The following is a 25,953-nucleotide window of genomic DNA, read 5'->3' on the forward strand; positions in this document are numbered from 1 at the left end:
CCTCCTTATAGTGTAAACATACCGATTGGAAACGGAGTTTTAAGCAAAATGATAAATAATAAATAAAAGACAGCTGTCATCACTCCTCCAATCAGGATAGAAATCAGCCAACGATAGTTTCCAATTAGTCTGATTAAGCTGACAGAGACTAGCAAAGTGCTGATTACATAACCTGCTGCTGCAATCAGAAAGCTATAGAGTAATAGGATGAAAATAGAGGCAATTAAGACTTTCCGCGTTTTTCGATTTACTAAATCAGCCTTTTTACGATCTGTTTTTCTTTCAAAAACTAAACTTATGCCAAACACCACTAGAAGAATACCAATTATTCCTGGGAAAACATGATCACCAATTAAAAGTCCCTGACCATATGAATTCAATTTGCTAGCTTCATATAGCGATAATAAACCGAAAAGTATAGCAAGAAATCCGCCAATAGTTTGTTCGCTCAATATCTTGCTTGTCATAGCTTACCTCCTTCCAATTCCTTTTTTAAAGTCTGCTCGACACTTTGTAAATGTTTCTCCATATATTCCTTTGCTTTAACTGAATCACGTTTTTTCATCATTTCAACAATCTGAATATGCTCCTGCCAAGAGTCGTATATTCGATCAGGAATTTTAGTTGTCTCCTGTCTCACTTTATTAAAAAAGCCTGTTAGACTGTTCATAATTCGGAATGCAATGGCATTATGTGATAGCTCTGCAATCTTTGTATGAAACGTGTGATCTCTTTCGGACAATATACGATCATTCACCTTATTTTTGTTTAATAAAAGGACAGTCTCTTTTACAAACTGATAAAGCTCATCAATCTGGTTATCTGAAGCCCGCTCAACAGACCAGATGACAGCACTCGTTTCAATTAATCTCCTTATTTCAAATAAATCAGATAATTGATCACTTCTAATGAAATATTGATCAGTTAAATTTGCTAAATTCTTACCTCCATCTGCAACAAAAGCTCCGTGTCCATGCTTTATCTCAATAAAACCAAGTGTTGAAAGAATCTTATAGGATTCTCGAACAGTATTACGACTCACATTAAATGTAAGGGAGAGATCCCTCTCTGACGGGAGCTTTTCCCCTGGCATAAGCTTTTGTTCTTGAATAAGTGCCTTTATTTCTTCTACGATTCTACTAGGTACGGTTGATCGATCAAACTTTACATGTTCAAACATCGCATTTCCCTATTTCAAAGGGATTTTCGATATTGAAACGTCTCGCTAAAAGACTTAGGTCCTTTACAACTTCAGGAGATAAGTTTATCCCCGAAGATAAATGTTTTTGATAGGATTTTTCCCTTCTTTCACCTGGATAGAAGATGGTATCTGTACCGTCTTTTTTAGGAACTTCTTTTAATTCGATGAGCATATTTTTAACAAGACTTGTAAAATATTCATATGGTATGAATTTTTCAACATCAATGAGAATAAAGAAATGTCCGACGTTTGATTGTTGGTGATGATCATGATATATGTTTTGGACATGCGGACCATATGCAGCTCCGGTTAAAATACCTGTTAGGATTTCAATTGCTAATGCCCAGCCATATCCCTTAACACCACCTGAAGGAAGAATCGCCCCATTGATTGCTGCAGTTGGATCTTCTGTATCTAAACCGTTTTGATCGATTGCCCATCCCTTTGGTATGCTTTTCCCTTCCTTTGCAGCCTCAATGATTTTTCCTCTCGCTACTACGCTTGCGGACATATCAATAATGACATTTGGCAAGTCTTTTACAGGAAACCCAAACCCGACTGGATTCGTGCCGAAAAAAGCTTTTTTTCCTCCCCATGGCGGAATTCCTGGCGGAGAATTTGTCATGACGATGGAGACAAGACCTTCCTCACAAGCTATTTGACAATAATAGGATGCACACCCAAAATGATTGCTATTTCGTATGGCGACAGCTGCAATTCCTGTTTCCTTTGCAGTCTTTATTCCTTCTTTCATCCCTTTATAGGCAGCAACCTGACCCACCCCATGATCTCCATCTACTAGTAATGTCGATAATCCTGATTTTTCAATTTTAATAAAAGGAGCAGGATTTATTCTGCTCTCTTCCAATCGTTTTGAATAAATAGGTAATCGGCTGATTCCATGGCTGCTAATTCCTTCAAGATCTGCTCTTACAAGAGAATCTGCAACAATTTCAGCATCCTCCGCTTTGACTCTTTGGCTTATTAATATGCTTTTTATATAGTTTTTTAATGTATCAGCTTGATAGAACGTCATAATATTAGTTCCCCCTTCAAAACCTATAATGGAACGAGTGACAATGAATGTTTGCCTTGAAGGACATTTACAACCTCATCTGAAATAATCGCAGAAATTCTTTCTTGTGATTCCTTCGTTAATCCAGCTATATGAGGAGTAATAGTAATCTTATGATTGTTTAATAAAGGATTGTCTAGTTTAATAGGTTCTACTTCAAGCACATCCAAAAACGCGCCTGAAAGATGGCCAGCTTCCACAGATTTCAGCAAAGCTGCTTCGTCTATTATTCCTCCTCTTGATGTATTAATCACAACGGCGTTTTTCTTCATTAAATGAAATTCATTCCAACTGATTAATGATTTCGTGTCTTTTGTTAAGGGAGTGTGAATGCTAATAAAATCTCCCTGTTTTAGAACCTCATGAAAATCAGCTTTCATAATTCCTGTTTCTACAAAGGGGAAATCCTCTTCCCTGACATATGGATCATAGCCAATAACCGTCATTCCAAAAGCGATCGCTCTTTTGGCAAGTCTATGCCCAATTTCACCTGTTCCAATCAACCCTAATGTTTTTCCATATACTTCATGACCTGTAAAAAGTGCCCGATTCCAATTTCCTTTGATAACATCTTCACCTGCTTGAGTTATGGAACGAGAAGCTGTTAGAATTGCAGCCATCACATATTCAGCTACTGAAACTGCGTTAGCATGTTTAGCTGAAACGACTTTTACTTGAAACTTTTTCGCTGCATGAAGATCAATATTATCTAAACCTACACCTAATCTGCCGATCACCCTTAAGTTTTTTCCTGCTTTTAAGACTTCCTCATCCACTATTGTTTGGTTTCGTACAATAAGTGCATTTGCTTCACTCATTTTCTGCAATAATTCCTTCTTGCTTTTCCATAAATCAGGGAGCAGCTCAACCTCCCCAATAGACTGTAATCTTGAAATACCTGATGGATGCATCATTTCCGAAATAATTATTTTCACTACTGTTCACCTCGCTTAGGCGCTGCGATACAGCTTCGTAAGAACAAATTCTCTATGTCCAAGGCTTTCAGCAGCTGTTAATCTTCCATTTATCGTTCTCATTAACATATCGAGCAATAAATCTCCCGACTCTTTTAAGTTATATTCGCGTTTTAGCAGCCCTGTTACATCCACATCGATATGTTCACTCATTGTATCGACTGTAATCGGATTAGCTGAAATTTTTATAACAGGTACGATTGGATTTCCGATAATATTTCCTTGTCCAGTAGGAAATAAGTGAACGACTGCTCCCCCTGCTGCCATTAAGGTAATGCATTCAGCTGCTGCAGATGATGTATCCATGAAGTTTAAGCCTTGTTTAGTAGGTGCCACTGCTGGCTCTAAAGCATCCACTACTTGCTTTGAACCGGTTTTTTCAATATTTCCTAACGCTTTTTCTTCGATTGTTGTCAGCCCACCTCTAATATTCCCTTCTGTCGGTTGACTTCCAAGCAAATCTACACCTTTTGATGCAATTTCCTCAACATAATCGTTATAAATGCTATAAAACTTATTTTTTACTTCATCTGTTTCACAACGATTCGCAATTAAATGCTCCCCGCCTGTTAATTCAGAAGTCTCTCCAAAAATGACGGTACCCTTTGCATCAACTATGCGATCTACTACATTTCCAACGGTTGGGCATGAGCCTAACCCTGTTGTTGTATCAGATTCACCACATTTAATACTGACTAAAATCTCAGACAATTCTACTTCTTCACGTTGTATTTCTGAAGCATATTGTACATATTTTTGAGCTAAACGTGATGCTTTTTCGATTGTGGCAAAATCTCCATGTCGTTCAATGGAAAACCCAGCTACAGGTTTACCAGTCTTTTTAATTCCCTCGACGATTCTTTCTGTCCACTTCGGTTCAATTCCAATGACAATAACAGCTGCAACATTTGGGTTTGAGCAATTTCCGATGATTGTTCTAAAGAAAAGCTCCAAATCTGGTCCGTACTGAAGGCGTCCATATGCATGTGGAATCGGCAATGTACCAGGAACAATTCTTCCTACTGCTTCAGCCGCTGCATTTGAAATATCATCGACTGGCATAATGACAACATGATTGCGTATTCCTACTTTTCCATTCTCTCTTCGATAACCCCATAGTTTCTTTTCCATCTTTACCACCTCGCCGTTTTTAAATTATGAGTATGTACATAATTTCCTTGATCAATTTGTTTTGTCGCGATGCCAATTTTTTCTCTGTATTCAATCACATAATCATCTTTCAAGATATCAACCAGGGCAATTTTATGCCCTAATGGGATAAAATCTTTTGAAACAATCGTGATGATCGAATCATCCTCTAAAATAACACCCTGTATTTCCTGCTCAGCTTGAATATCTTCAATAGCCACACCTACTGAGTCCCCATTATGATGCACTAAAAATTTATGCGCCAAGAACCTTCACTCCTTTTTGATGTTCAATCTATCGGTCACATATCCTATGGTCCAACCAATCAAGAAAAATAGAGATTTAAGACAAAAAGGCCTTGCAACATTCAAACACTTTATTGAACGTTGCAAGGCCTTCAGTCGTCTGATCGAACCTTTATTATTCCGATTGGTTAACTATGAATAAATAGTAACGTGACTTCCTATAATTTGTCAACCGTTTTAATAGAAAAAATTTCTTATTTGCTGAAATTCATTTTATTACAGTGAAAACAAGTATTTATTCAAGTCGACTCACTGATGAACCTTCCACCTCGATAATCTTCCTTCAAGTTGAAGGAGCAGCGTATTCACAAGCATCCCCAAAGCAGATATCGTCAAGATTCCTGAATACATATAAGCTATTTGAAAGTTTTGCTGTGAGCTAATAATTAAATAGCCTAATCCGGCTTTTGCACCAATCATTTCAGCTGCCACTAATACTAAAATGGAGGAAGATGCCGCAAGCCGAATACCAACAAAGATCGTTGGAACAGCCGCTGGCAAGATCACTTTAAGAAAGAGCTTAACCGGACTTAAGGCCATAGATTTCGCTGACTTAATAAATAAAGGATCTACATTACGAACTGCGCTTATCGTGCTTAGAAGAATTGGAAAAGCACAAGCATAAATGACTACGGCTATTTTCGATGCTTCGCCGATCCCCAGCAATAAAATAAAAACTGGCAAGATAGCCAAAGCTGCTGTATTCCTAAACGCTTCAAGTAAAGGATTCGCTAAATATGAAAAACGTTTAAACCAACCAATAGTCAGCCCAAGAGGAATGGCAACAATGACCGCAATGCCAAAACCGATGATAGACCGGATGAAACTAGCTGTAATATGCTCGATCAATTGACCTGTTGCAGCCAATTCCCACCAGCCGATTAAAACAGTTGATAATGGCGGGAAAAAAGCAACTTCTACAAGACCAAGTCTAGGGATAATCTCCCACAAAGCAAACAATAACAAAATTGCAAACGATTTTGTGAAGTAGAAACTGAATCCTGTCAGAAATGTTTTAGGAAAATCTGATTGTGTTTGTACCCTTTTAGGTAAATGGATCATTTCTCCTGTACGAGCCATTTGGTGGGGCCTCCTTTTACTTAAATGATTTTTTTTTCAAGCTTTTGCGCTTTATCAACTTCTGTATGCAATAAGGACCAAATCCGTTGGCGATACGTCCCAAACTCTGGAAGGGAACGAATGTCTTGCTCTGATTCCAATGCATTCAAAGGAATATCAATGATTTCTTTAATCTTTCCCGGTCTTGATGTCATAACTGCTACACGTTGGCCCAAATAAACAGCTTCGTCGATTCCATGGGTGATAAACAAAATCGTTTTTCCTGTCTTTTTCCAAATACGCAATAATTCTGTTTGTAATGTTTCACGAGTTTGGGCGTCTAATGCAGCAAATGGTTCATCCATTAAAAGGACTTCTGGATTATAGGCTAAACTTCGTGCAATGGCGATTCGCTGCTTCATTCCTCCTGAAAGCTCATGAGGATACCGATCTTCAAAACCTTCTAAACCGACTAATGCTATATATTCTTTTGCAATCCTAATCTGTTCCTTTTTCGTATATCCTTTTTCCTCTAAACCAAATGTCACATTTCCTAAAGCCGATAACCAAGGAAAAAGCGCATATTGCTGAAAAACAATTCCCCTATCAAGAGCAGGGCCTGTTATCGGCTTTCCATCAAGTTTTATCAAACCAGTTGTTGGAGTTGTTAATCCGCTTAGTAAATCCAGCAACGTAGACTTTCCGCAGCCGCTGGGACCAACAAGCACCATAAATTCACCAGTTTTAATGTCAAGATTTACGTTAGAAACGGCTGTAAATTTCTCAGATGCTTTGCTTTTTCCTCTTTTGACAGAAAATGTTTTTGTGACGTTTTCTATTTCAATTTTTACACTCATCACCAAATCATACTCCTTTCATGCTTTTAATGGAATTTTTCCGATTATTTGCTGTAAGGATTGAATTCATTAGTAAAAACTTCGTTAGGTGAAAGCGTACCTTTCTGTAAGAATCCATCATTTTCTAACCAATCAATCCAAACTTGAAATTCTTTTTCCAGGATCTGTCCGCCTTCTGATTCAATTCCAACACTTTTCCAATATGGAATTAATTCAGCATCTTCGTTCCGATTACGTTTCTCAATGATTGTTTTCATCCGTTCTCTTACTTCTTCAACAGGTGTATTTCGAGCCCATTCAATCGCTTTTGCTGTTCCTTCCACAAACTTAGCAACAGTATTTGGATTTTTCTTAATAAAGTCATCTCTGAAAACAAGACTGCCGGCTGTAAAGGATCCAAATAAATCAGTATCCTTAAATAATGGACGGATCCCTCCCCGCTCCAAGGCTTTATCTTGAAGCACTCCTCCAAGAGTTGTCACATCTAGTTGTCCTGTACGTAATGCCTGTTCACCGCTGGCAGGGGGAATCACAACTAAGGATACCTCATCAATCTCCTTTTCTGTTAATCCTTCTCTGCGTAAATACTCAATAATGGCAAACTCATGATGTGCACCTAGCGTATTCACACCGATCTTTTTTCCAATTAGGTCTTTTGCTTCCTTAATTGGACTGTCTTCTAATACATAGTATCCATTAAAGGTTTGTTCATCAGACCCATAATAGCCAATGACGGAAGTAATGGGGGCGCCTGCTTCTTTTAACTTGATAATCGCGCCATTAAATGCCCCTCCGAAATCAATGCTATTGCTAACGGTTGCTTGAATATTCTCCGGACCGCTTGTCGAGTTGCCCGTCCATTCAAGTTTTAAGGGATCTAAATAGCCTAAATCCTCTGCTAATTCCCAAAAGGTAACTTGCCCAGCTGAACCTGAATAACGTAATGTATCGACCTCAAGCTTATTTTCATCTGAACCTTTATCATTTTCGGCTGCTGTGCTGCTTGATTCAGCACTGCAGCCGAATAAAACAAGTATTAATAAGAGTGTATATATACTTAACCTTGTAACTTTCATCAATAAATTCACAAGCTTATCTCCTCTCAATTTCAAAAATCGCAACTTTTTTAACCTATGTGAATAGTCGGATTAAACTTATGAATGAATACTCTTTTCATAGACAGTATGGATATGAAAAGATGAATGCGGACGCTTTAGTCCGAGATGCTCTCTCAACGTATTTCCAGTATATTCTGTACGGAACAACCCGCGTTTTTGTAATTCAGGAATCACCAATTCAACAAAATCCTCCAAACCTCCAGGCAGATATGGCGGCATAATGTTAAAACCATCAGCTGCTTCATTTTCAAACCATTCCTGCAATTGATCTGCGATTTGGACAGGAGTTCCTTTAATTTCTCTGTGTCCCCTTGCACCTGCAATGTGCTGATATAATTGCCGAATCGTTAACTGTTCCCGGTCAGCTATATCTTTTAGAAGCTGGAACCGGCTTTTTCCGCCATTAATTTCTGAAATATTAGGCAAATCCGGAAGCGGTCCATCGACTGGATAGGAAGATAGATCATAGCTTATTAGTGCTGATAATAATCCGACTCCCGCCTTTTCAGGAATTAAATCTCTCAATAATGCCTGTTTTTCATTTGCTTCTTTCTCTGTGCGTCCCACAATCGGGAACACACCAGGCATAATTTTCAACTCATCGTGGGATCTCCCATATTTCGCTAATCTTCCTTTCACACTTGTGTAAAATGCCTGAGCCTCCTCTAACGTTTGCCATGCAGTGAAAATAACTTCAGCGGTTTTCGCTGCTAATTCTTTTCCCGCTTCAGATGATCCAGCCTGAATAATGACCGGATGCCCTTGAACAGGTCTCGATACATTTAATGGTCCTTTTACAGAAAACCACTTTCCTTGATGATTGATCTCATGTACTTTCACAGGATCGGCAAATCTGCCCGATTCTCTATCGATGAGCAGGGCATCGTCCTCCCAGCTGTCCCATAGCTTTTTCACTACATCAACAAATTCTTCTGCACGTTCATAACGAGAAGCATGTTTAAGGTGTTCATTCTTATTAAAATTTAACGCTTCAGCATTTTGTGAGGAGGTCACGACATTCCATGCTGCACGCCCTCCGCTTATATGATCAAGTGAAGCAAATTTTCTGGCAACGTGAAAGGGTTCATTGTAAGTTGTAGAAACAGTGGCAGTAAGTCCGATTTTCGTTGTAACCGCAGATATAGCTGACAGAAGTGTAAGCGGCTCTGGTCGAACGGTTACCGTCTGTTCAATAGCTGACTCTAACTGATCATTAATGGCATAACCATCGGCAAAAAAGATCATATCAAATTTTCCTTTTTCCGCTGTTTCAGCAAGGCGTTTATACAGCTTAAATTGTTGCACATCTTCTGCAGCACTTTCCGGATGTCTCCAGGCTGCCACATGATGACCAGGAATCATGAAAAATGCTCCCAGTTTCATTTGACGTTTTGACTTACTCATCTATGACACTCTCCTCTACATTTTTATATAAATAAAGGCCCCTCCAAATATGGAAGAGCCTTCGGTTGACCGATCAGCAAATTTAACTTTGAGATTATAAATAACAAAATGCTCCCGCTTATTTTTGGACACTTTTCTTTCCATCAATACTAACTGGAATTTCTCCCTTTAAAGTTACCCGTCTCATTACTCGATGGCTATCGCCGTAATCGTTGATTGCATAATGCTGTGTTGCCCGATTATCCCAAAATGCCACATCACCTTCCTGCCAATGCCAGCGAACAGTGTTTTCAAGCTCTGTTACATAATCCTGTAATAAAGAAAAAATATGATGGGATGCGGATGAAGATAAACCTAAAATTCTTTTAACAAAATGGCCTAAGACCAATGTTTTTTCTCCTGTCTCAGGGTGTACTCGTACGACTGGATGTTCTGTTTCATATAATGTTGAAACAAAAACATTTTTATGTCGATCAAGATCTTCTTCTGAAACATTTGGGCGTCTGGAGGCATAATCATAGTCATTTGTATGTAATGCCCAAAGTGAATTTGCTAATTCCTTTAATTCCTTTGGAAGTCGATGATAAGCTGATGTTGTATTCGCCCAGACTGTATCTCCACCAGCAGCAGGCACCTTTACAGCTCGTAAAATGGAGGCTTTCGGATAGGCTTGTGTAAACGTAACATCCGTATGCCAGGAATCTGCTCTTCCCCCTTTATTAGAATCTAGTTCTAATAAATAATTTGTATTTTCTTTTACTGGAACGGTAGGATGTGAGATCGGTTCGCCAAAAAGCTTTGCAAAGGCTTCTTGCTCTTGATCAGTAAGATGATTTTGCCCTCTAAAAAAGATCACCTTGTATTTTAATAGAGCTTCTTTAATAAAATGGATCGATTCAGTGTCTAAACTTCCCGATAAATGGATACCTTTCACTTCAGCACCAATACGACCAGCAATCGGTTGAATTTCAATGTTTTTTACATGTTTAGAAGATTCTCTTAATAAACTCATTTCTTTTCCTCCTCATTTATAAGCTGCTATCAACATATAAATAAAAACCGTACTGCAAATTCACCTCCTTTATAGAACATGAGGTGTTTCCAGTAGACTGGTCAACATATTAGCGATTATATACTTAAATACCTACTTGATTAGCTGGATATATCAGTAGAGAAATGGTTAGAAGATCACAACATAAGTTTTGGCTTAGTTGCCTGCTTATCGAAAGGGTGGGAACCTGACACAAATTCTTAAGAAAAGCGCAAGGTGCTTAGCATTCGGCGACTAGCATAAGGTGAATAGGAATAGAAGGTGTTCTTTACCTTCAATTCCTATTTGACTAGACCCTAGAGGCAGTCAAAAACTAGGGCGGACTCATCTCTTGACTGCCTTGCACATCCTGTGCTTCGCCGATGGCGCCTGGAGCTAGACACTAAAACTAAGTACAGAATTTTATACTTTCTTAAACTTTAACCAAAAAGGCTCTTGTCTTTTTAAGATCTAAAAAGAACAAGAGCCTCTAGTAAACTAGTCGGTCACCAATGTATTTCATTTATTAGATTTATAGTATCATATTAATCCCGAGTTTTCAAGTGTATTTTGTAGGAATTTACTTTTTTAAAATTGTAATGAAGAGATATTAAGCTCCCCTTTCTTCACGATAATTTTTGATTCTAAATAGTCACTTTTACTACAGTGCAGATTCTCTTGGAAATTAACTCTTATATACACTTTATAAATTGATTAATTCTTTTTGGATAAAAATCCATTTTGAATAGGTTGTATTAAAATAATCTTTGAAAATAGCAGAGAAATTATTATAAACCTCATTTTTACATGTCTTTGCTTCCGTGATAACGACGGGCACGATGTTTTTCTTTTTCAATTCTTCTATCGATATAAATTTGAACATAGCGCTTATCAACCATAATAGTGGTTTATTCCAAGCTTGAAAGACGACATATATTTGATTCGAAGCTTCTACTTGTTTTTTAAATAGTCTTACTTTTGGATGCCCATATTGATGATCAAACAGAACATCTAAGTGAAAGCTTTTTGGTGAGATGAATTCCGTTTCAATTCCCTGACTCTTACTATCTTGAATGATTAATTTAATTTCTTGTGTATGAATAGGATACTCTGATATTAACAATGTACTTGTCATTTTTGACCTCCCCATTATTATTTGATCAGTAGTTGTCTCTCGTTTTTTCATCTAGTTGAGTTGCCCATCTAAAGAACAAAAAGGCCTAACCTTAAAAAGGTTAGGCCTTCGTTTGTGCGATCGGCATTTATCTTATTTCACATTATAAATCCTATTATTCTTACCTGTCAACTATAGTATACAAGATTTTTATGTAAAACATAAACCCCATTCCAAAATTTTGTTTTGAAATGGGGTTTGTCTAAAGTCTTATACGATCTCTTGAATAAGTTTGTATAATTAATTACAATGATCTCCTGTTGAACATGTATAACCTTCAACATCAATTTGAATCGTTGTATGATGAAGATGAAACTTGTCATGTAATATCATCTTAGCCTTTGCAAGTAAATCTTGATGAACTACATTCTGCTCTGCGACAAGATGACAACTTAATGATGGAAAATCGGATGTGATCGACCAAACGTGTAAATCATGAACATCTTTCACTTCTTTAATGGTTAATAACTCTTCTTTTATCTTTTCCACGTCAATATTTAATGGGACACCTTCCATCAATATATGGAAAGAGTCTTTCGTCACTCTCCAGCCGCTTACAATAATTAATAGTGCAACAATTATACTTGCAATAGGATCAGTTATATTCCACCCAAAAAACATGATGAGTAATGCCGCAACTATTGCTCCCATAGACCCTAACATATCACCTAATACATGCAAGAAAGCACTTCTTACATTGAGATTTTCGTCCTTGTCTCCTTTCATTAAGATAAATGCTGCCAGAATGTTAACAACAAGGCCAATAATCGAGATCGTTAACATGCCGCCGCTAACAACATCTGGAGGATTAAGAATCCTTTGGTATGCCTCCCAGAAAATATAAAGTGATATCAAGACAAGCGTTATTCCATTGATGAATGCTGCGAGTATTTCAAAGCGTTTATAACCAAATGTTTTGGAAAGAGAAGCACTTTTTTCACCAAATGTAAGTGCTAAATAACTTAAGCCTAATGCAGCAGCATCACTTAACATATGACCAGCATCTGATAAAAGCGCTAGGCTATTAGTGAGAATACCACCGATCACTTCAATCATCATATAGGTTGAAATTATGATAAAAGACCATTTTAATGCAATTTTATTATTACTTGAGTGATGGTGGTGTCCGTGATGACCATGATTATGACTATGTGAGTGTCCCATTAATACTCCCTCCATATATGAGTATATGTTCATATATAAATTATCCAATAACTCGTTAAAATGCGCAAGACTATTTTTGCTTTTTCTGAAATTATTTCCTTTTATGTAAAAAGAAAACCTTAAATACTAACAAAACTGGTTTGACTGTACATAAACAAAAAGATGGATTAAATTAGAAAAGAGCTGCCTTTAGCAACTCCGATCCTAAATATTATCCTCGTTTATCAAAGCCGCAAGTAAATAGGCTTTGGATTTTCATGTATTCATACATGATCGCTGCTTTTCTTCCCTTTTCTGTACGATGGTTAATTTTTGAGCGCAAACAATTTATAAATTCGCGATCACATTGACATATGGACCGCCCCCTGCTTAAACATTTATCGTGCATTAGACAACAAGCATCAACATCATTAATCGGAGCACCTGATCCGCTGCAGCCAGGACCGCACCATCTATAACCTGGAAATATACAAAACCCCGGCTTTCGTTTCCGCGCTGACATTCTTCCCACATCTCCTTCCTTCATTTATATATATGAAGATTTCTTGAAAGGAGGATGTTTAGATACCTACTTTACATAGATTTTGTCGGTTGCTTTCATTAACTACTCGACTTTTAACGCCATTAGTTTTTAACTAAAAACACGGTAACCTTCAAAAAAGTTGTCATGTTTGCCTATTTTTACAGCTGAATCTAGACAAAAGAAGCAATAAATAACTTTTCTATATTAGTTCCAACAAATATATCTCAAAGTGATATTGGTTTTATCTCAGTTTGAGATATATAATACTAATAAGAAATCATTAAGAAGGCGTTTACAGAATGTAGTTACTTCACTACTTCTTATACTATAAGGGGGATTTATGATGAGCCAACTAGCAAGAGATAGCAAAGTCAAGCAATTATTAGAAAAACAAAAATTCAATGAAAAAGAAATTGCTAAAATGACAGATTCACAGATTGAATATTACCATTGGCTCTATTTTGTAGATTCTTGCTATGACTATATGTAATATGAAAATTTAATGATAAACATAAGCTTTTGTACCAAGTACAAAAGCTTTCTACATTTTTAAGGACAAAAATAAACAAGCAGGACCTCATGAATCCTGCTTGTTACCATATGATAAGAAGGCCATTTTAGTTCATATAGCGATATTCCATCAAACTATTCAAAATCGATACTTCCTGTAATAATTCCTCTCCAACATTTGTTTCTAGAACCTTTTTCCTTTCAAGTTCTTTATCAACGATTCTCTTCACGGATAATACATCTGTTCCATTTAATAGAACATCTTCCTTTGACGTAAAATGTTGATGGGCAACAAGCTGCATACCAAAGGAATTATATAATAATGTGTATCCTGCAATCCCGGTTGTTTTTTGATAAGCTTTTGAGAAGCCGCCATCAATGACAATCATTTTCCCATTTGCTTTGATTGGATTTTCTCCCTCAATTTCCTTAACAGGAGTATGCCCATTGATGATATGACCCTGTTCGGGGTCAAGATCAAATTCAGCTAAGATTTTGCCGCAGGTTTCTTCATTTTCTCGTAAATAATAGTATGGGTTCTTTTTCTCTTTATGGGTTGTCTTATCCTTAATGAAATACCTTTCAAACGTGGTCATTGCTCTTTTCCCAAAGAGTGATGAATATTCTCCTGTCCATAAATACCAGACCATATCTGTAGCAAGATCATCTGTCTTTTCAGGATGTGCAAAAGAGTAACGCAAATAATGTTCAAACACATCAAGTAATTCACGACCTGCATAGGTTTTGCCTTCAATGACCATTTTTTCCATATTTCCTTCTTCATCTAAAGGAATACAGCCATGGATTAATAGGTTTCCGTTATATTTTAAATAAAGACTGCCTTTTTTCATGAGGAAATTCATATGTCTAGCAAGCTTTTCGGAATGCTGAACGGAAAATAACAGCTTGTCCATCACTTGCTCTTCTTCCTCCAGCAATTGATCAGGCTGCTCAGGATTAACCGTTGCAAAGCAAGTATTTTCTAGAGGGTATGTTTTCCCCTGAATTGTGATTTCATTTTTGTCATAATCCACTTTTTCTAGTAAAAGCCTTTCTGACATATTAAAGTTCGGGCGTCTTTTTATAATAGGACTTTCAAGCTTGAACTGAATCATTGCGATCGCTTGGTGAATTTTTGTAATTTGTATCTTTTCTTCCTCAGTAACTTTATCCTCTGCTTGAATTTTCGGTCTAAATGCCGGGTTGTCTCCATAGTATTTCTCAGCTAAATTAAGGAGAGGTCTAAGATTGATGCCATACACATCTTCAATAATATCCAAATTGTTGTAGCGTGCACAGATGCGAATAATATTCGCGAGACACACCTTTGAACCAGCAAAAGCACCGATCCATAGAACATCATGATTTCCCCATTGAATATCGACAGAATGATAATTGATAAGAGCCTCCATAATTTTATCAGGCTCGGGACCACGATCATAAATATCCCCCACGACATGAAGATGATCAACAACCAATCTCTGCGTCGTATAGGCAAGACCTATAATGAGCTTATCGGCTTGTCCGAGGGAAATGATTTGCTGAACAATTTTTGAATAATAAGGCTCCTTAAAATTCGTGAATTCATCTGATTTGTATAACAGTTCTTCAATAATATAAACAAATTGAGCAGGCAATGCTTTTCGTAATTTCGAACGTGTATATTTGGATGAGGCATAGGAAATCAGCTTTATCATCCGCTCAATGATGACTGTGTACCATTGGTGTAATTCTTGCTCGTTGTCAAAATTATTTTTAATTAATTGAATTTTTTCTTCAGGATAATACACTAATGTGGCAAATTCTTTAATTTCTTTTTCAGTTAATACCTTTTTATAAATGTCTTCAATCTTCTCTTTAACCTTCCCTGACCCATTTCTTAACACATGTTGAAAGGCTTGATACTCCCCGTGTAAATCACTGACAAAATGTTCTGTTCCCTTTGGTAGATTAAGAATGGCTTCAAGATTAATAATTTCAGTTACCACTTTTTCTTCACTATCATAGATTTTGGCCAGTAAATCTAGGTGTTTTTTGTCCAAAACATGTATCCCCTTTCAATGCTCATCATTTTATTATGAAAAGATTTCGATTAAATAGTTTCATTATAATAGAAAACATAAATCGAAATGATATCTAACCTTATCTTTTTATTGTCTTTGTTTGCGGTTCAAAACAAACTCATTCCTCTTTATAATAAACGTAAAAAGCATAATAGGCTACACTTTGAGAGGGGAAAATTTACATTTACCAATTTTCATTGATTTAAAGTATGGTTGAAGGTGTTTGAAATATTAGAATAATTGCTATTTTAATAGGCATTGGAATAATGGTCAAGAGGAAAACGGAGTGCTAAATGATAATGTACACCGCTTTCAAAATAATGGGTTACAACCAAGAGTTTTACAAGCTTGCCAGCCCGCCCTGTGATTCTTTGCGCCTATCTCATTAAAAAAGTGGCAGCGTTGGGTAAAGCATATAAAAAGCAGTGGATAGAAAATCATCCCTAATATCATAAAAATGAATGACTTTGTCTATAATAGCTCCACGATTCATTCCTTCTACGCATTCTTTTTTGCCTTTGGTTTTATTACTCTAGATAGATGTAAATAAATCCTAATTTCCTTCAATGAGCATGGAAATCAGGGCTTTCACTTTCTAAATAATGGCTAACACTATCACTATGTATTGATATCGATTCCATTATGACAAAATAATCAAATTGGAGAATAAATAAGGATTAACCTTATTTATACCCAACTATTTGGTGCGGTACATACGGTTCTTCAAGTAGGTTAATTTCTTCAAATGTTAACTTAATGGATAGAGCACCTACTGCATCCTCAAGATGAGAGATTTTCGTAGCACCGATTATAGGAGCTGTTACTGTTTCTTTCTGCAACAACCAAGCAAGTGCAATATGAATACGGGGAACGCCGTGTTTTTCTGCAATTTCTTCAACCCGCTCCACGACCAATCGATCAGCATCAGCAGTCGCATCATATTAGGATCTTTGAATTTGATCGGTTTTCGAACGATTCGTTGTTTCCGACCAATCACGTGTCAATCTCCCTGATGCAAGCGGACTATATGGTGTCACCGCGATTTTTTCTTCCTTACAAAGCGGCAGCATCTCCCTCTCCTCTTCACGGTATATGAGGTTTAAATGATTCTGCATTGAGACAAACCTTGTCAAGCCATTTTTCTCTGCTACATGCAATGCCTTTTGGAACTGCCATGCGTGCATAGCAGAAGCACCAATATATCTTGCCTTCCCAGACTTCACAACATCATGGAGTGCTTCCATCGTTTCTTCAATAGGTGTATCGTAATCTCAGCGGTGGATAATATATAGATCGACATAATCGGTTCCCAGACTTTTAAGACTATTATCAATTTCACTCATGATTGCCTTTCGGGAAAGCCCGGAACCATTTGGACCTTCATGCATGGGAAAATAAACCTTTGTAGCTAAAACAACTTCATCCAAGATTTGCATAATCCTTTAAAGCCCTTCCTACGATTTCCTCACTTGTTCCGTCTGAATAGACATTCGCCGTATCGAAAAAATTAATTCCTAACTCAAGGGCTTTTTTAATAATAGGGGGCTGCTCTCCTCATCAAGCACCCATGGATGAATCCACCGCTTTGCTACACCAAGCTCATACAACCAAGACAAAGCCGGGATACATCCAAGCCTGTATTTCCAAGTTTCATATATTGCATTTTCATGCACCTTCCTTTATTAGCATTTACATTTCTAATGTTTTTTTGTCTTATGTACTCTAATTATGCAACAAAGGAAGAATCAACCGTTATCACATTCGTCTCAAATGTTTGCCTAATCCTATCAAAGCCACTTACATATGCGTTAAATATAAGATAAAATAAAACTACCAAAAATGAAGGGATTAAGGAGAATCATTTATGTCTGAGCGAATATACAATCAGCAGCATGAACTCGCAAAACTTATTGAACATTATTCAGGACAGGACGGTGTTCACCCAACAGCTATTCCATCATTATTTTTCATTCGTGAATCGCTTGTTACCGAACCACTTTATGGAGTATACAAACCATCCTTTTGTATAGTTATTCAAGGTGAGAAAGAAGTAATGCTTGCAAAAGAACGTATTACATACGGTCCTGCCGATTACCTTGTTGCATCCGTTAATTTGCCAGTTACTGGGCAAGCGATAAAAGCCTCTACTGATGCTCCGTATCTCGCTCTCAAACTTGAATTCACACCGAATCAGATTTTAGAGGTTTTAAGTGATACTGAAATTGGAGAAGAACCGATAAAAGCTTCTAAACGTGGCCTTTTTGTCTGTAAAATAGAGCCATCTCTGTTAGAACCTGTTGTAAGACTAGCTCGTTTGCTAGATAATCCGAAAGATATCCCGGTACTTGCTCCTTTGTTTACGAAAGAAATTCTTTATCGGGTTCTTCAAGGTCCTTATGGGGGCACTTTGAAACAAATGGTAATAGAAGGTAGCCGCACCAATCGAATCCGAGCCGTAATCGACTATATCATGAATAACTTTGAAAGATCTTTTCTTATAGAGGAGCTTTCTGAACTAGCAAATATGAGTGCTGCTTCGTTACATAGACACTTTAAAGAAATCACCGCGATGAGCCCGATTCAGTTCCAAAAACAATTGCGGCTGCAGGAAGCTAGACGTCTGTTATTAACGGAATCTACAGATGCCGCTGATGTCGCATTTCGTGTAGGGTACGAAAGTCCATCGCAATTTAGTCGTGAATATTCCCGTATGTTTGGTCTTCCGCCAAGAGAAGATATTAAGCGCATGAGGGAGAAATTCAACCAAAAGATCAATGCATGAATCTACTGCACTAACAAACAAATGTAATGGTGATTGTGTGCCAATACAGAATTATGTCAACAAAAATAAGACAATCGCCCTCCAATTTGGAGGACGATTTGCTTTAACATTATATATTAATCATTAAAATTCTTCATACACAGCAGGATCCTGATTTTTCAGTCTTCCATCAGGTCTGGTTAACTTTGAAATCATGTTCATTTCTGTTTCATCAAGAGAAAAATCAAAAATTGAGATATTTTCTCGTTGTCGTTCAGGTGATGAAGATTTTGGAATTGAAACAGCTCCGAGCTGATAATGCCAACGTAAGATCACTTGTGAAACCGACTTGTTGTGATGATGTGCAATTGTTTGAAGCGTGTCATAATGTAAAACTTCTGTCGCACGTGCTAATGGACTCCAGGATTGAGTAGTAATTTCATTCTCCTCATGCCAATTTCTTTGCTCGGCTTGATTAAAAAATGGATGTAATTCAATTTGGTTGATGCTTGGCTTAACACCTGTTTCCTTTTCCAAACGTTCAAGATGTTCAGGTAGGAAATTGCAAACACCAATCGAACGGATAAGTCCCTGCTTTTTAGCGTCAATTAATGCCTGCCACGCTTCCACATATTTACCTTGTTTAGGATTTGGCCAATGAATGAGGTATAAATCATAATAATCTAGATTTGCACGGTACAAGGATTCTTGAATCGTCGTTACCGCAAGATCATAAGCCTGATAGCGGCCTGGTAATTTGGATGTAATTCGCAACTCTTCTCTTGGTACAGAACTGCGTCTAACAGCTTCCCCTACCGTTCCTTCGTTTTCATAATTATAAGCCGAATCGATTAACCGGTAGCCTATCTCATCAATTGCATATTGAATCGCATTGGCCGCCCTGACTACCTTTAAGAGTATATGTACCCAGGCCTATAACCGGAATTGTTATACCATCATTGAGGGTTACTTCAGGAATTGTCATACTCATCATCTATCACTCCTTACTCTTAATATCTTAAGGGTACCATAGTTATGAATCTTTTTCCTTTTTGAAAACTTTTTCGAAGTTGCAAGTAAATCTGTTTTCTTCATTATCATTTATAGTTTGTCGTTTAATGGTGTAAAGCTGCATTTTCTTTTTTAAATGCAGCTTTACAACGTTATTGAAATTTAATAGTAAATTTATAGAAATACAATTATTTTTACCAGTATAGCGTTGCACTACTAGATTTATTAAAATATCGTTTCACTCCTACCCCTCCCACAATACTTACATTGACCTCTTCTCCGATAATAATAAGCAATTGCCGCCAAACCTAACGCTACTCCCCAAGGAAACCAGAGAAGCATTGGTCCAACTGTGCCCCAGATTTGGCTCGCTAACAGCCCAACTGCTGGTACAAGCTGAAATTTGACTGCGATAAAAGATGAAGTAAAAACAAATCCGGCGCTTGTTACAGCAATGGCAACACAGGTTGCTGGAATCACGGCTAATAAAACGGGGACACTTTTACCGCCAATGAAGGGAAACCACAATGGGAATCTTTCGCCCCATTTTTGAATGAGTCCAAGAGTGAGAAGGCCTCCTACAATACAAAGTGAGCCGAATACCCATTCAATAATCTGATGCATTGGATTGATACTTGATAAATTTTGCAAGATATTTTTGTCTATTCCCAATGGGATACCAAGCGCCCATGCATAACGGCTTATCGCATATGGCAGAGGTGCGAGCACTGCTAAATAGGTAATCCATTTGCCCCATCGTACGAGGAAGTTCGGTTTCTGATTTTCTGTTCTGCCGCAATGTTGACAAGCATTTCGCCTTTTTCTTTGGAATGCGATGGCGGCAAAACCAAACAAAAGTGCACCGATAATACTGATAATCTGATTCAGCATCAGCCAATTAAATTGAAATTTAAGCAAAATGGCATAAGCCATCGCAGCAATCATGCTTGAATCTGGTACGAAGAGAAGCAGTGCAACGACTGATCCCCACAAAAAGGTAAGAATAAACCATTTTGGAATGAATCTATTTGTTCTTATTATCTCCACACCAACCAATATACCGAGGATACATAGTATAACGAAAAGACTGCTTCCAACCAGTGGGGGAAGATAGGTTATCATGGCTGCGAACAATTCAAGATCCTCATTTAAGAATGGATACCCTCCTCCACCAAGCGCCCAGTATAGGTGAAGCGCTCCGTAGATCAGGGACCAAGCAATGATAAAGGCAGCACTTCGATTTAGTCTAGATTGATCATTTGTTTTGTTAGTAATCAATTCAAACACCCTTCCATTAAAAATAAAATCACCTTAAATTCCACTTTACTTGGCAAATGGAAAATTAAGGTGACTGGAAGTTTAATTTTAGTTTAAGTTCTGGCTTAAATAATGGAGTGTACCTTTTTGAGAGCTTGATACCTCCCAATCGATATCCATTTCTTTTGTCATGAGGGAAACGATCGACAAACCAATACCGGCTCCTTTCGCCTCTGTAGTGTTCTTAATTCCTTCTCCTTTATCCTCAATAAGCAGGCATATTTTTCCTTTCCGTTCAATAACACCAATCCCGATGTATTGACCAGATCCGGCATATCTGATGACGTTTTGTAAGAGGTTATCCACGATACATCGTACCCATAACGGATCAACTTTCCAGATTAACACGTAATCCGGCAAATCGATCTCAACTTGAAATCCCTCTTTTTCTAAAACAGGGTACCATTCCACAACGGAATGGTGTAATACTTCAATAACGTCGATATTTTCCAGTTTTATTGGATGTTTTCCAGCTGAAAGTAAAGTATAGGTGAGTAGATTTTCTAATAATTGACCAACATCTTTGAGTTTTTTAATAATGATATCTATTGACTTTATTGCTTTTGGTGATGAAGGATTAGTCTGAACGGTATAGACATGCTGCTGAATGACTGTCAATGGCGTCCTGAGATCGTGAGATAAGTTGGTGATCCATTGCTTACGAATATTTTCTTCTTCCTTTTCCCGCGCACGACTGATTTTTAATTGTGTAACCATCTTGTTAAAAGCTTTTTCCAACTGCCCTATTTCATCACTGTTTTTAACAATGACCTCATCTGGGATTCCGTTATGTACCGGATCTGACATAGCCATTTGAAGTCGAATAAGTCTTTTGCGAATATTCAAAAAGAACAACAAGGAGACCGCAATAATTAAAACACCTGCGGCAAAAATAATGAGAATTAAAAAGAGATCTCTAGTTACAGGTGAAATTGACAGAGTGGTAAAAGATTTTGGAATTTGGAATACCATAAACCCTTGGCTACCATTTTCGCCAATCGGAGCGGTCAATGTAAATATCTCTTGATGCTTGTTCCTTTCAAGATAGTTGATGAGGTTAATAGGTGTCCATTGCTCTGGAATGTCATTGATTTTCTTACCGATCCTATGAGTCTTTCCTGTATTATCGACCCAAAACAGCTCTGCTTTAGGATAACGATTTTGTATCTTACCTAGCGTATTATTGATGGTATCCCCATTAGCTTCTTTGAGTTGTTCAGTTGCATGTTCCCACATATTTTCCATTTCCTGCGGCTCATGTATCTCACCTTTTTTAAGCAGGATGTCAGGTAGATAATAGATAGCTGGTAAAATGGGCCACATTAGTAAAGAGGTGAAAATCAGGAACAAATATTTGGTGACAAGTGATTTTCGAAGATTCATATCTTCAACCGATACCCGATACCCCGAATTGTTTCAATTATTTTAGGAACACTGGGGTCAAGCTCTATTTTTTCACGTAAATGACGGATGTGCACCATTAAAGTTTTATCCCCTTTTATATAGCTATCATCCCAAACAGATTCATATATTTGTCTTTGAGTCAAGATTTGATTCGGATGATCAAGAAGATACATAAAAATATAAAACTGTTTACCAGTCAAAAGAATTTCCGTGTTAGTTTCTTTATTCAAAATGCGGTTTGCCTTCCGATCAATCCTCAAATGCTTAAGCTGAATCTGATCGCTCGACATTGCACCTGAGCGCCTGAGCAGAATTTGAATTCGAGCTTCAAGTTCATCAGGATGATACGGTTTTGTCATATAATCATCTGCAAAGGCAAGCCCTTGCAGTTTATCTTCCATAGACGTTCTCGCTGTGAGCATCATAACAGGTATATTAGGAAACTTCTGCTTCATACGCTGACCGACCGTATATCCATCAAGTCCTGGAAGCATGATGTCGATAATCACAACATCCGATTGTTCCATATGTTCTAAGGCGCGATGCCCTGACTTCAACCAAATCACTTTATATCCGCGTTCTATAAAAAACGCACTAACCCATGAACCGATTTCTTCATCATCTTCTATATGTAGAATTGTAAAACACAATATCTTTCACTCCTTTTTTAATAAAATACCCTCTAAAAAAGTACGTATAAAACAAAAAACTTGTCAAAGACTATGTAATAAATAGAGGTTGGATAATCTTATAAATAGGAGAATATAACATGTCAGAAAAAGACGAATTTCAAAAAAATGAGATTAAATATAGCATTTGGAATACAAAAGCGGAAGAGATTCATTTAGAGCAGAATGTAAAAAATAGAGCAAATTCATTTAAGAAATCTTTGAACAAGCTCGGTGAAGCAGCTAAGATGGATGATGAGATTAATTAAGCTTTTTTGTGTGGGACTGCCTCTTTGCTTTTGAGACACCCCCAATCATGTATTATTAATAATTACCTATTAGAATCTCTATCATGTTCCCCTTCATCTCCTACAGCAATTGGATTGTCTATATAGGTAATCCAATCGCTCCAGCTCCCAGCGTAAAGTTTAACATTTGCATATCCTGCTTCTTTAAGAGCTAAAATATTCGGACATGCTGATACTCCAGATCCACAATAAACGATGACTTCCTTTTTTAAAGGAACGTCAGAGAAATGAGCAATTAACTCATCCCTTTTCTTAAAGCTTCCCTCTTCATTCAGAACATCTTTCCAAAAATAATTTCTTGCCCCTGGTATATGCCCAGCTACTGGATCGATCGGTTCGAATTCGCCAAGATAACGTGGATTTTCTCTGGAATCGATTAGAATGGTATCTGAGTGATGAAGCTTTTCTTTCACCTCATCATGGTCAACCCATTTCCACTCAGGATTTACACGCGGATGTAATGTTTTCACTGAAGGATTAGGCACGCCCGTGCTAATTGAGTTATTTTCACTTGTCCATTTTTTCCAACCGCCATCTAATATAGCAACATTCGATACTCCAATGTAATGAAGCAACCACCATAGACGTGATGCGATCATTCCGCCTTGATCATCATAAATAATGACTTGTGAATCATTGTCTATTCCAATTTCACCCAAGCATTTCGCTAATAAGTCTACATCAGGCAAAGGATGACGTCCGCCATGCTGATCAATAGGAGCTGAGAGATGTTTTTCAAGATCAGCATAAACTGCACCGGGTATATGTCCTTCTCTATACTGGTTATACCCTTCCTCGGGATTGATTAAATTAAATCGTGTATCAACGATGACAAGTTTTTCATTCATTTTCTCGATTTCTGCAGCAAGCCATTCGGTACTGACAATGTTTTGCATAGTCATTCTCCTTGTCAAAATTATTTTCAATGCATATTCCAAGTTTATGAGACTAGTACTTTCCCAATCATACCATTTTATCTAATAAATCTTCCATTATTGAATTCTTTTACACTCATTTGCATTCAGTAATATTTTACAATAAGGCTGCCATCCTCCATAATAAAAGTAAGCTTTGTTTTGAATCGGAGGGAGAACATGAGAATCGTCATTGCTGGTGGGTCTGGGTTTATTGGACGAATATTGACTGACACCCTTCTTCACGAAGGACATGAAATAGTGATCTTAACAAGGAAAAGGCAAATTTCTTCAAAAAATGTTACATATGTACAATGGCTTGAAAACGGTACTTCTCCTGAAAGAGTGATTAATCATGCAGATGCCATCATAAATTTAGCTGGTGTTTCCATTAACGCAGGCAGATGGAATACTGCCCATAAAAAGCAGATTTATGACAGCCGGATGAAAGCAACAGATGAGTTAGTGCGAATTGTTGCCGCTTTGGCCGAAAAGCCGTCTGTTTTTATCAATGCCAGTGCGATCGGTATTTATCCACCTTCATTTGATACTATATATACAGAGGATTCAGTAGAACCAGCAACTGATTTTCTTGGTCAAACAGTCTATGACTGGGAAACAAAAGCAAAACAAATAGAGTCTCTTGGAATTCGTACTGTTTTGATGAGATTCGGTGTTGTGCTTGGTAAAAAGGAAGGTGCGCTTCCTCTTATGGTGCTCCCATACCGATTGTTCACAGGCGGTACAGTTGGCAGTGGTGCACAATGTGTGTCTTGGGTTCATGTGACAGATGTTGTCAGAGCTATTGCCTTTGTGATGAAACATGATGCGATACATGGGCCTGTCAACGTCACAGCTCCAACCCCAGTAAAAATGAAGGAATTTGGAAAGACAATTGGTTCAGTTTTACGTCGCCCCCATTGGCTTCCTGTCCCTTCATTTGTGATGAAACTTATTCTCGGACAGAAAAGCACACTTGTTCTTAAAGGGCAGCATGTGATCCCTAAAGTATTACTTGATACTGGTTTTGAATTTTCATTTCCTTCATTATATTCTGCTTTGGAAGATTTGCTGAAAACGAGGTAATTGAATTCATTTATTTATCACAGTAGTCACCTTTAAGAAGTCCTAAAACAAATGCCAAACGTTTTTGGACTTCTTACATTTTCATAGTGTTTAAAGTATCTTTCCCACCCTGTTTAGCGAGTAATTAGCCAATTTATTTTTTCGGCTAACAAGGTTGAAACGTTTTCGTTCAACATACCTTCTTTCGTATGTGCTGGCGTAAAGCAGCACACCTTCCCGTTTCCAAAGAAATGCTTCCAGCCTGCAATGGTATCTCCAGCGACCCCCGTACTCCAAAGATCCACTTCGGTTTTTGCTTGATCACAAATCACAGAATATTGTTCATCAGAGAGTAAAAATGTCTGTTCTTTTGTATTTTCTTTATCCTTATATCGATATGTAACCTCTTGAAGTCCTGGCGGATGGTAATCAAAATAACCACGCAGCATTTGAATGTATTTGCTTTCACTTGGGTAGCTTGCCATACCGGCATGCCAAGTGAGTAGATTTCCTCCTGATTCAACATAGTTTACTATTTTCTCATCCAATTCATCAGTTAACCATGTGATCACATGCTCATCCTTTGGGTTTAGCCGGTTCATTTTTGCGTTGATCAATAATGTTGGTTTCTCATCAAGCGCATCTGAAACTTCTGGATGGGTTATATAGTGAACATCAATCTCTGCTTTGTACGGTAATCTTGATAGAGCTGCTTTTAAACCAGCTTTCGCATCTTGTGGGTCATGCCAATAATCACCTAATAAAGCTGCGATTTTTATCATTCTTTTTTACACCTGCCATTTCATTTTTTCTTGTTTCTTTACTACTAATCTATCCTTTTTTATTAATCTTGAAAACTTTATCTTGCTTGGTATAGTTACATTGTTATAATAGAAATA

Annotated in this window: 24 protein-coding genes and 2 pseudogenes; 4 read left to right on the forward strand and 22 right to left on the reverse strand. The window is 37.5% G+C overall.

The window, feature by feature from the left end; all coding sequences use genetic code 11:
- Positions 1-5: 5 nt before the first annotated feature.
- The 14 genes from ACSVDH_RS16320 to ACSVDH_RS16385 form a co-directional block, all read right to left on the reverse strand.
- Positions 6-467: a tripartite tricarboxylate transporter TctB family protein gene (locus ACSVDH_RS16320; RefSeq protein WP_439251325.1), complete on the reverse strand. Its 462-nt coding sequence runs from the start codon at positions 465-467 to the stop codon at positions 6-8.
- Positions 464-1,180, reverse strand: coding sequence for a FadR/GntR family transcriptional regulator (locus ACSVDH_RS16325; RefSeq protein ID WP_439251327.1), 717 nt, complete (start codon positions 1,178-1,180; stop codon positions 464-466). Before ACSVDH_RS16325 ends, ACSVDH_RS16320 begins: the two co-directional genes overlap by 4 nt.
- Positions 1,173-2,237, reverse strand: a complete 1,065-nt coding sequence (locus ACSVDH_RS16330) for an Ldh family oxidoreductase (protein WP_439251328.1) — start codon at positions 2,235-2,237, stop codon at positions 1,173-1,175. The genes ACSVDH_RS16325 and ACSVDH_RS16330 overlap by 8 nt, the downstream gene beginning before the upstream one ends.
- 23 nt (positions 2,238-2,260) lie before the next feature.
- Positions 2,261-3,211 (reverse strand): hydroxyacid dehydrogenase, encoded by a 951-nt coding sequence (locus ACSVDH_RS16335; RefSeq protein WP_439251329.1) that lies wholly within the window; start codon positions 3,209-3,211, stop codon positions 2,261-2,263.
- A gap of 15 nt (positions 3,212-3,226) precedes the next feature.
- Positions 3,227-4,381, reverse strand: a complete 1,155-nt coding sequence (locus ACSVDH_RS16340; RefSeq protein WP_439251330.1) for a UxaA family hydrolase — start codon at positions 4,379-4,381, stop codon at positions 3,227-3,229.
- Between the two features lie 2 nt (positions 4,382-4,383).
- On the reverse strand, positions 4,384-4,665 hold the full coding sequence (locus ACSVDH_RS16345; protein ID WP_439251331.1) for a UxaA family hydrolase: 282 nt from the start codon (positions 4,663-4,665) through the stop codon (positions 4,384-4,386).
- Between the two features lie 288 nt (positions 4,666-4,953).
- Complete coding sequence (locus tag ACSVDH_RS16350) at positions 4,954-5,784, reverse strand: ABC transporter permease (protein ID WP_439251333.1); 831 nt, start codon at positions 5,782-5,784, stop codon at positions 4,954-4,956.
- A 20-nt stretch (positions 5,785-5,804) separates the two neighbouring features.
- Positions 5,805-6,620 carry an ABC transporter ATP-binding protein gene (locus tag ACSVDH_RS16355; RefSeq protein ID WP_439251334.1) on the reverse strand — a complete coding sequence of 272 codons (816 nt, stop codon included), beginning with the start codon at positions 6,618-6,620 and terminating at the stop codon, positions 5,805-5,807.
- A gap of 44 nt (positions 6,621-6,664) precedes the next feature.
- Positions 6,665-7,696, reverse strand: coding sequence for an ABC transporter substrate-binding protein (locus ACSVDH_RS16360; RefSeq protein WP_439251549.1), 1,032 nt, complete (start codon positions 7,694-7,696; stop codon positions 6,665-6,667).
- A 78-nt stretch (positions 7,697-7,774) separates the two neighbouring features.
- Positions 7,775-9,142: an LLM class flavin-dependent oxidoreductase gene (locus ACSVDH_RS16365; RefSeq protein ID WP_439251336.1), complete on the reverse strand. Its 1,368-nt coding sequence runs from the start codon at positions 9,140-9,142 to the stop codon at positions 7,775-7,777.
- A 118-nt stretch (positions 9,143-9,260) separates the two neighbouring features.
- Complete coding sequence (locus ACSVDH_RS16370; protein ID WP_439251338.1) at positions 9,261-10,154, reverse strand: TauD/TfdA dioxygenase family protein; 894 nt, start codon at positions 10,152-10,154, stop codon at positions 9,261-9,263.
- Positions 10,155-10,875: 721 nt separating this feature from the next.
- The gene (locus ACSVDH_RS16375) at positions 10,876-11,307 is read right to left on the reverse strand and encodes a hypothetical protein (RefSeq protein ID WP_439251339.1); all 432 of its coding nucleotides are present in this window, start codon (positions 11,305-11,307) and stop codon (positions 10,876-10,878) included.
- 279 nt (positions 11,308-11,586) lie between these two features.
- Complete coding sequence (locus ACSVDH_RS16380; RefSeq protein WP_439251341.1) at positions 11,587-12,510, reverse strand: cation diffusion facilitator family transporter; 924 nt, start codon at positions 12,508-12,510, stop codon at positions 11,587-11,589.
- A 211-nt stretch (positions 12,511-12,721) separates the two neighbouring features.
- Positions 12,722-13,012, reverse strand: coding sequence for a phospholipase (locus ACSVDH_RS16385; protein ID WP_439251342.1), 291 nt, complete (start codon positions 13,010-13,012; stop codon positions 12,722-12,724).
- A 364-nt stretch (positions 13,013-13,376) separates the two neighbouring features.
- Here ACSVDH_RS16385 and ACSVDH_RS16390 point away from each other — a divergent pair, with 364 nt between their 5' ends.
- Positions 13,377-13,523, forward strand: coding sequence for a BH0509 family protein (locus ACSVDH_RS16390; RefSeq protein ID WP_299094281.1), 147 nt, complete (start codon positions 13,377-13,379; stop codon positions 13,521-13,523).
- A gap of 127 nt (positions 13,524-13,650) precedes the next feature.
- Here ACSVDH_RS16390 and fbp read toward each other — a convergent pair whose 3' ends face one another.
- Both fbp and ACSVDH_RS16400 read right to left on the reverse strand, forming a co-directional pair.
- On the reverse strand, positions 13,651-15,585 hold the full coding sequence (gene fbp / locus ACSVDH_RS16395) for a fructose-1,6-bisphosphatase (RefSeq protein WP_439251343.1): 1,935 nt from the start codon (positions 15,583-15,585) through the stop codon (positions 13,651-13,653).
- Between the two features lie 704 nt (positions 15,586-16,289).
- Positions 16,290-17,269, reverse strand: a pseudogene (locus ACSVDH_RS16400) (aldo/keto reductase).
- A 201-nt stretch (positions 17,270-17,470) separates the two neighbouring features.
- Between ACSVDH_RS16400 and ACSVDH_RS16405 the strand changes: the two are divergent.
- Positions 17,471-18,388, forward strand: coding sequence for an AraC family transcriptional regulator (locus tag ACSVDH_RS16405; protein ID WP_439251344.1), 918 nt, complete (start codon positions 17,471-17,473; stop codon positions 18,386-18,388).
- A gap of 123 nt (positions 18,389-18,511) precedes the next feature.
- On the opposite strand, the pseudogene ACSVDH_RS16410 reads toward ACSVDH_RS16405, so the two are convergent.
- From ACSVDH_RS16410 to ACSVDH_RS16425, 4 genes and pseudogenes are all read right to left on the reverse strand, one after another.
- A pseudogene (locus tag ACSVDH_RS16410) lies at positions 18,512-19,358 on the reverse strand (aldo/keto reductase).
- 245 nt (positions 19,359-19,603) lie between these two features.
- Positions 19,604-20,656 (reverse strand): hypothetical protein, encoded by a 1,053-nt coding sequence (locus ACSVDH_RS16415; RefSeq protein ID WP_439251345.1) that lies wholly within the window; start codon positions 20,654-20,656, stop codon positions 19,604-19,606.
- 87 nt (positions 20,657-20,743) lie between these two features.
- A complete protein-coding gene (locus tag ACSVDH_RS16420; RefSeq protein ID WP_518616667.1) occupies positions 20,744-21,940 on the reverse strand; it encodes a histidine kinase dimerization/phospho-acceptor domain-containing protein in 1,197 nt (398 codons plus the stop codon).
- Positions 21,941-22,074: 134 nt separating this feature from the next.
- Positions 22,075-22,749 (reverse strand): response regulator transcription factor, encoded by a 675-nt coding sequence (locus ACSVDH_RS16425; RefSeq protein ID WP_439251349.1) that lies wholly within the window; start codon positions 22,747-22,749, stop codon positions 22,075-22,077.
- Positions 22,750-22,868: 119 nt separating this feature from the next.
- Between ACSVDH_RS16425 and ACSVDH_RS16430 the strand changes: the two genes are divergently transcribed.
- A complete protein-coding gene (locus ACSVDH_RS16430) occupies positions 22,869-23,036 on the forward strand; it encodes a hypothetical protein (RefSeq protein WP_439251350.1) in 168 nt (55 codons plus the stop codon).
- Positions 23,037-23,098: 62 nt separating this feature from the next.
- On the opposite strand, the gene ACSVDH_RS16435 is transcribed toward ACSVDH_RS16430, so the two are convergent.
- Positions 23,099-23,971, reverse strand: a complete 873-nt coding sequence (locus ACSVDH_RS16435; protein ID WP_439251352.1) for a sulfurtransferase — start codon at positions 23,969-23,971, stop codon at positions 23,099-23,101.
- A gap of 198 nt (positions 23,972-24,169) precedes the next feature.
- On the opposite strand from ACSVDH_RS16435, the gene ACSVDH_RS16440 reads away from it, so the two are divergent.
- A complete protein-coding gene (locus ACSVDH_RS16440) occupies positions 24,170-25,075 on the forward strand; it encodes a TIGR01777 family oxidoreductase (protein WP_439251353.1) in 906 nt (301 codons plus the stop codon).
- A gap of 113 nt (positions 25,076-25,188) precedes the next feature.
- Here ACSVDH_RS16440 and ACSVDH_RS16445 read toward each other — a convergent pair whose 3' ends face one another.
- Complete coding sequence (locus tag ACSVDH_RS16445; protein WP_439251354.1) at positions 25,189-25,836, reverse strand: ThuA domain-containing protein; 648 nt, start codon at positions 25,834-25,836, stop codon at positions 25,189-25,191.
- Positions 25,837-25,953: the final 117 nt, after the last annotated feature.

Source organism: Metabacillus sp. Hm71 (assembly GCF_051842955.2).
Lineage (GTDB): Bacteria > Bacillota > Bacilli > Bacillales > Bacillaceae > Metabacillus.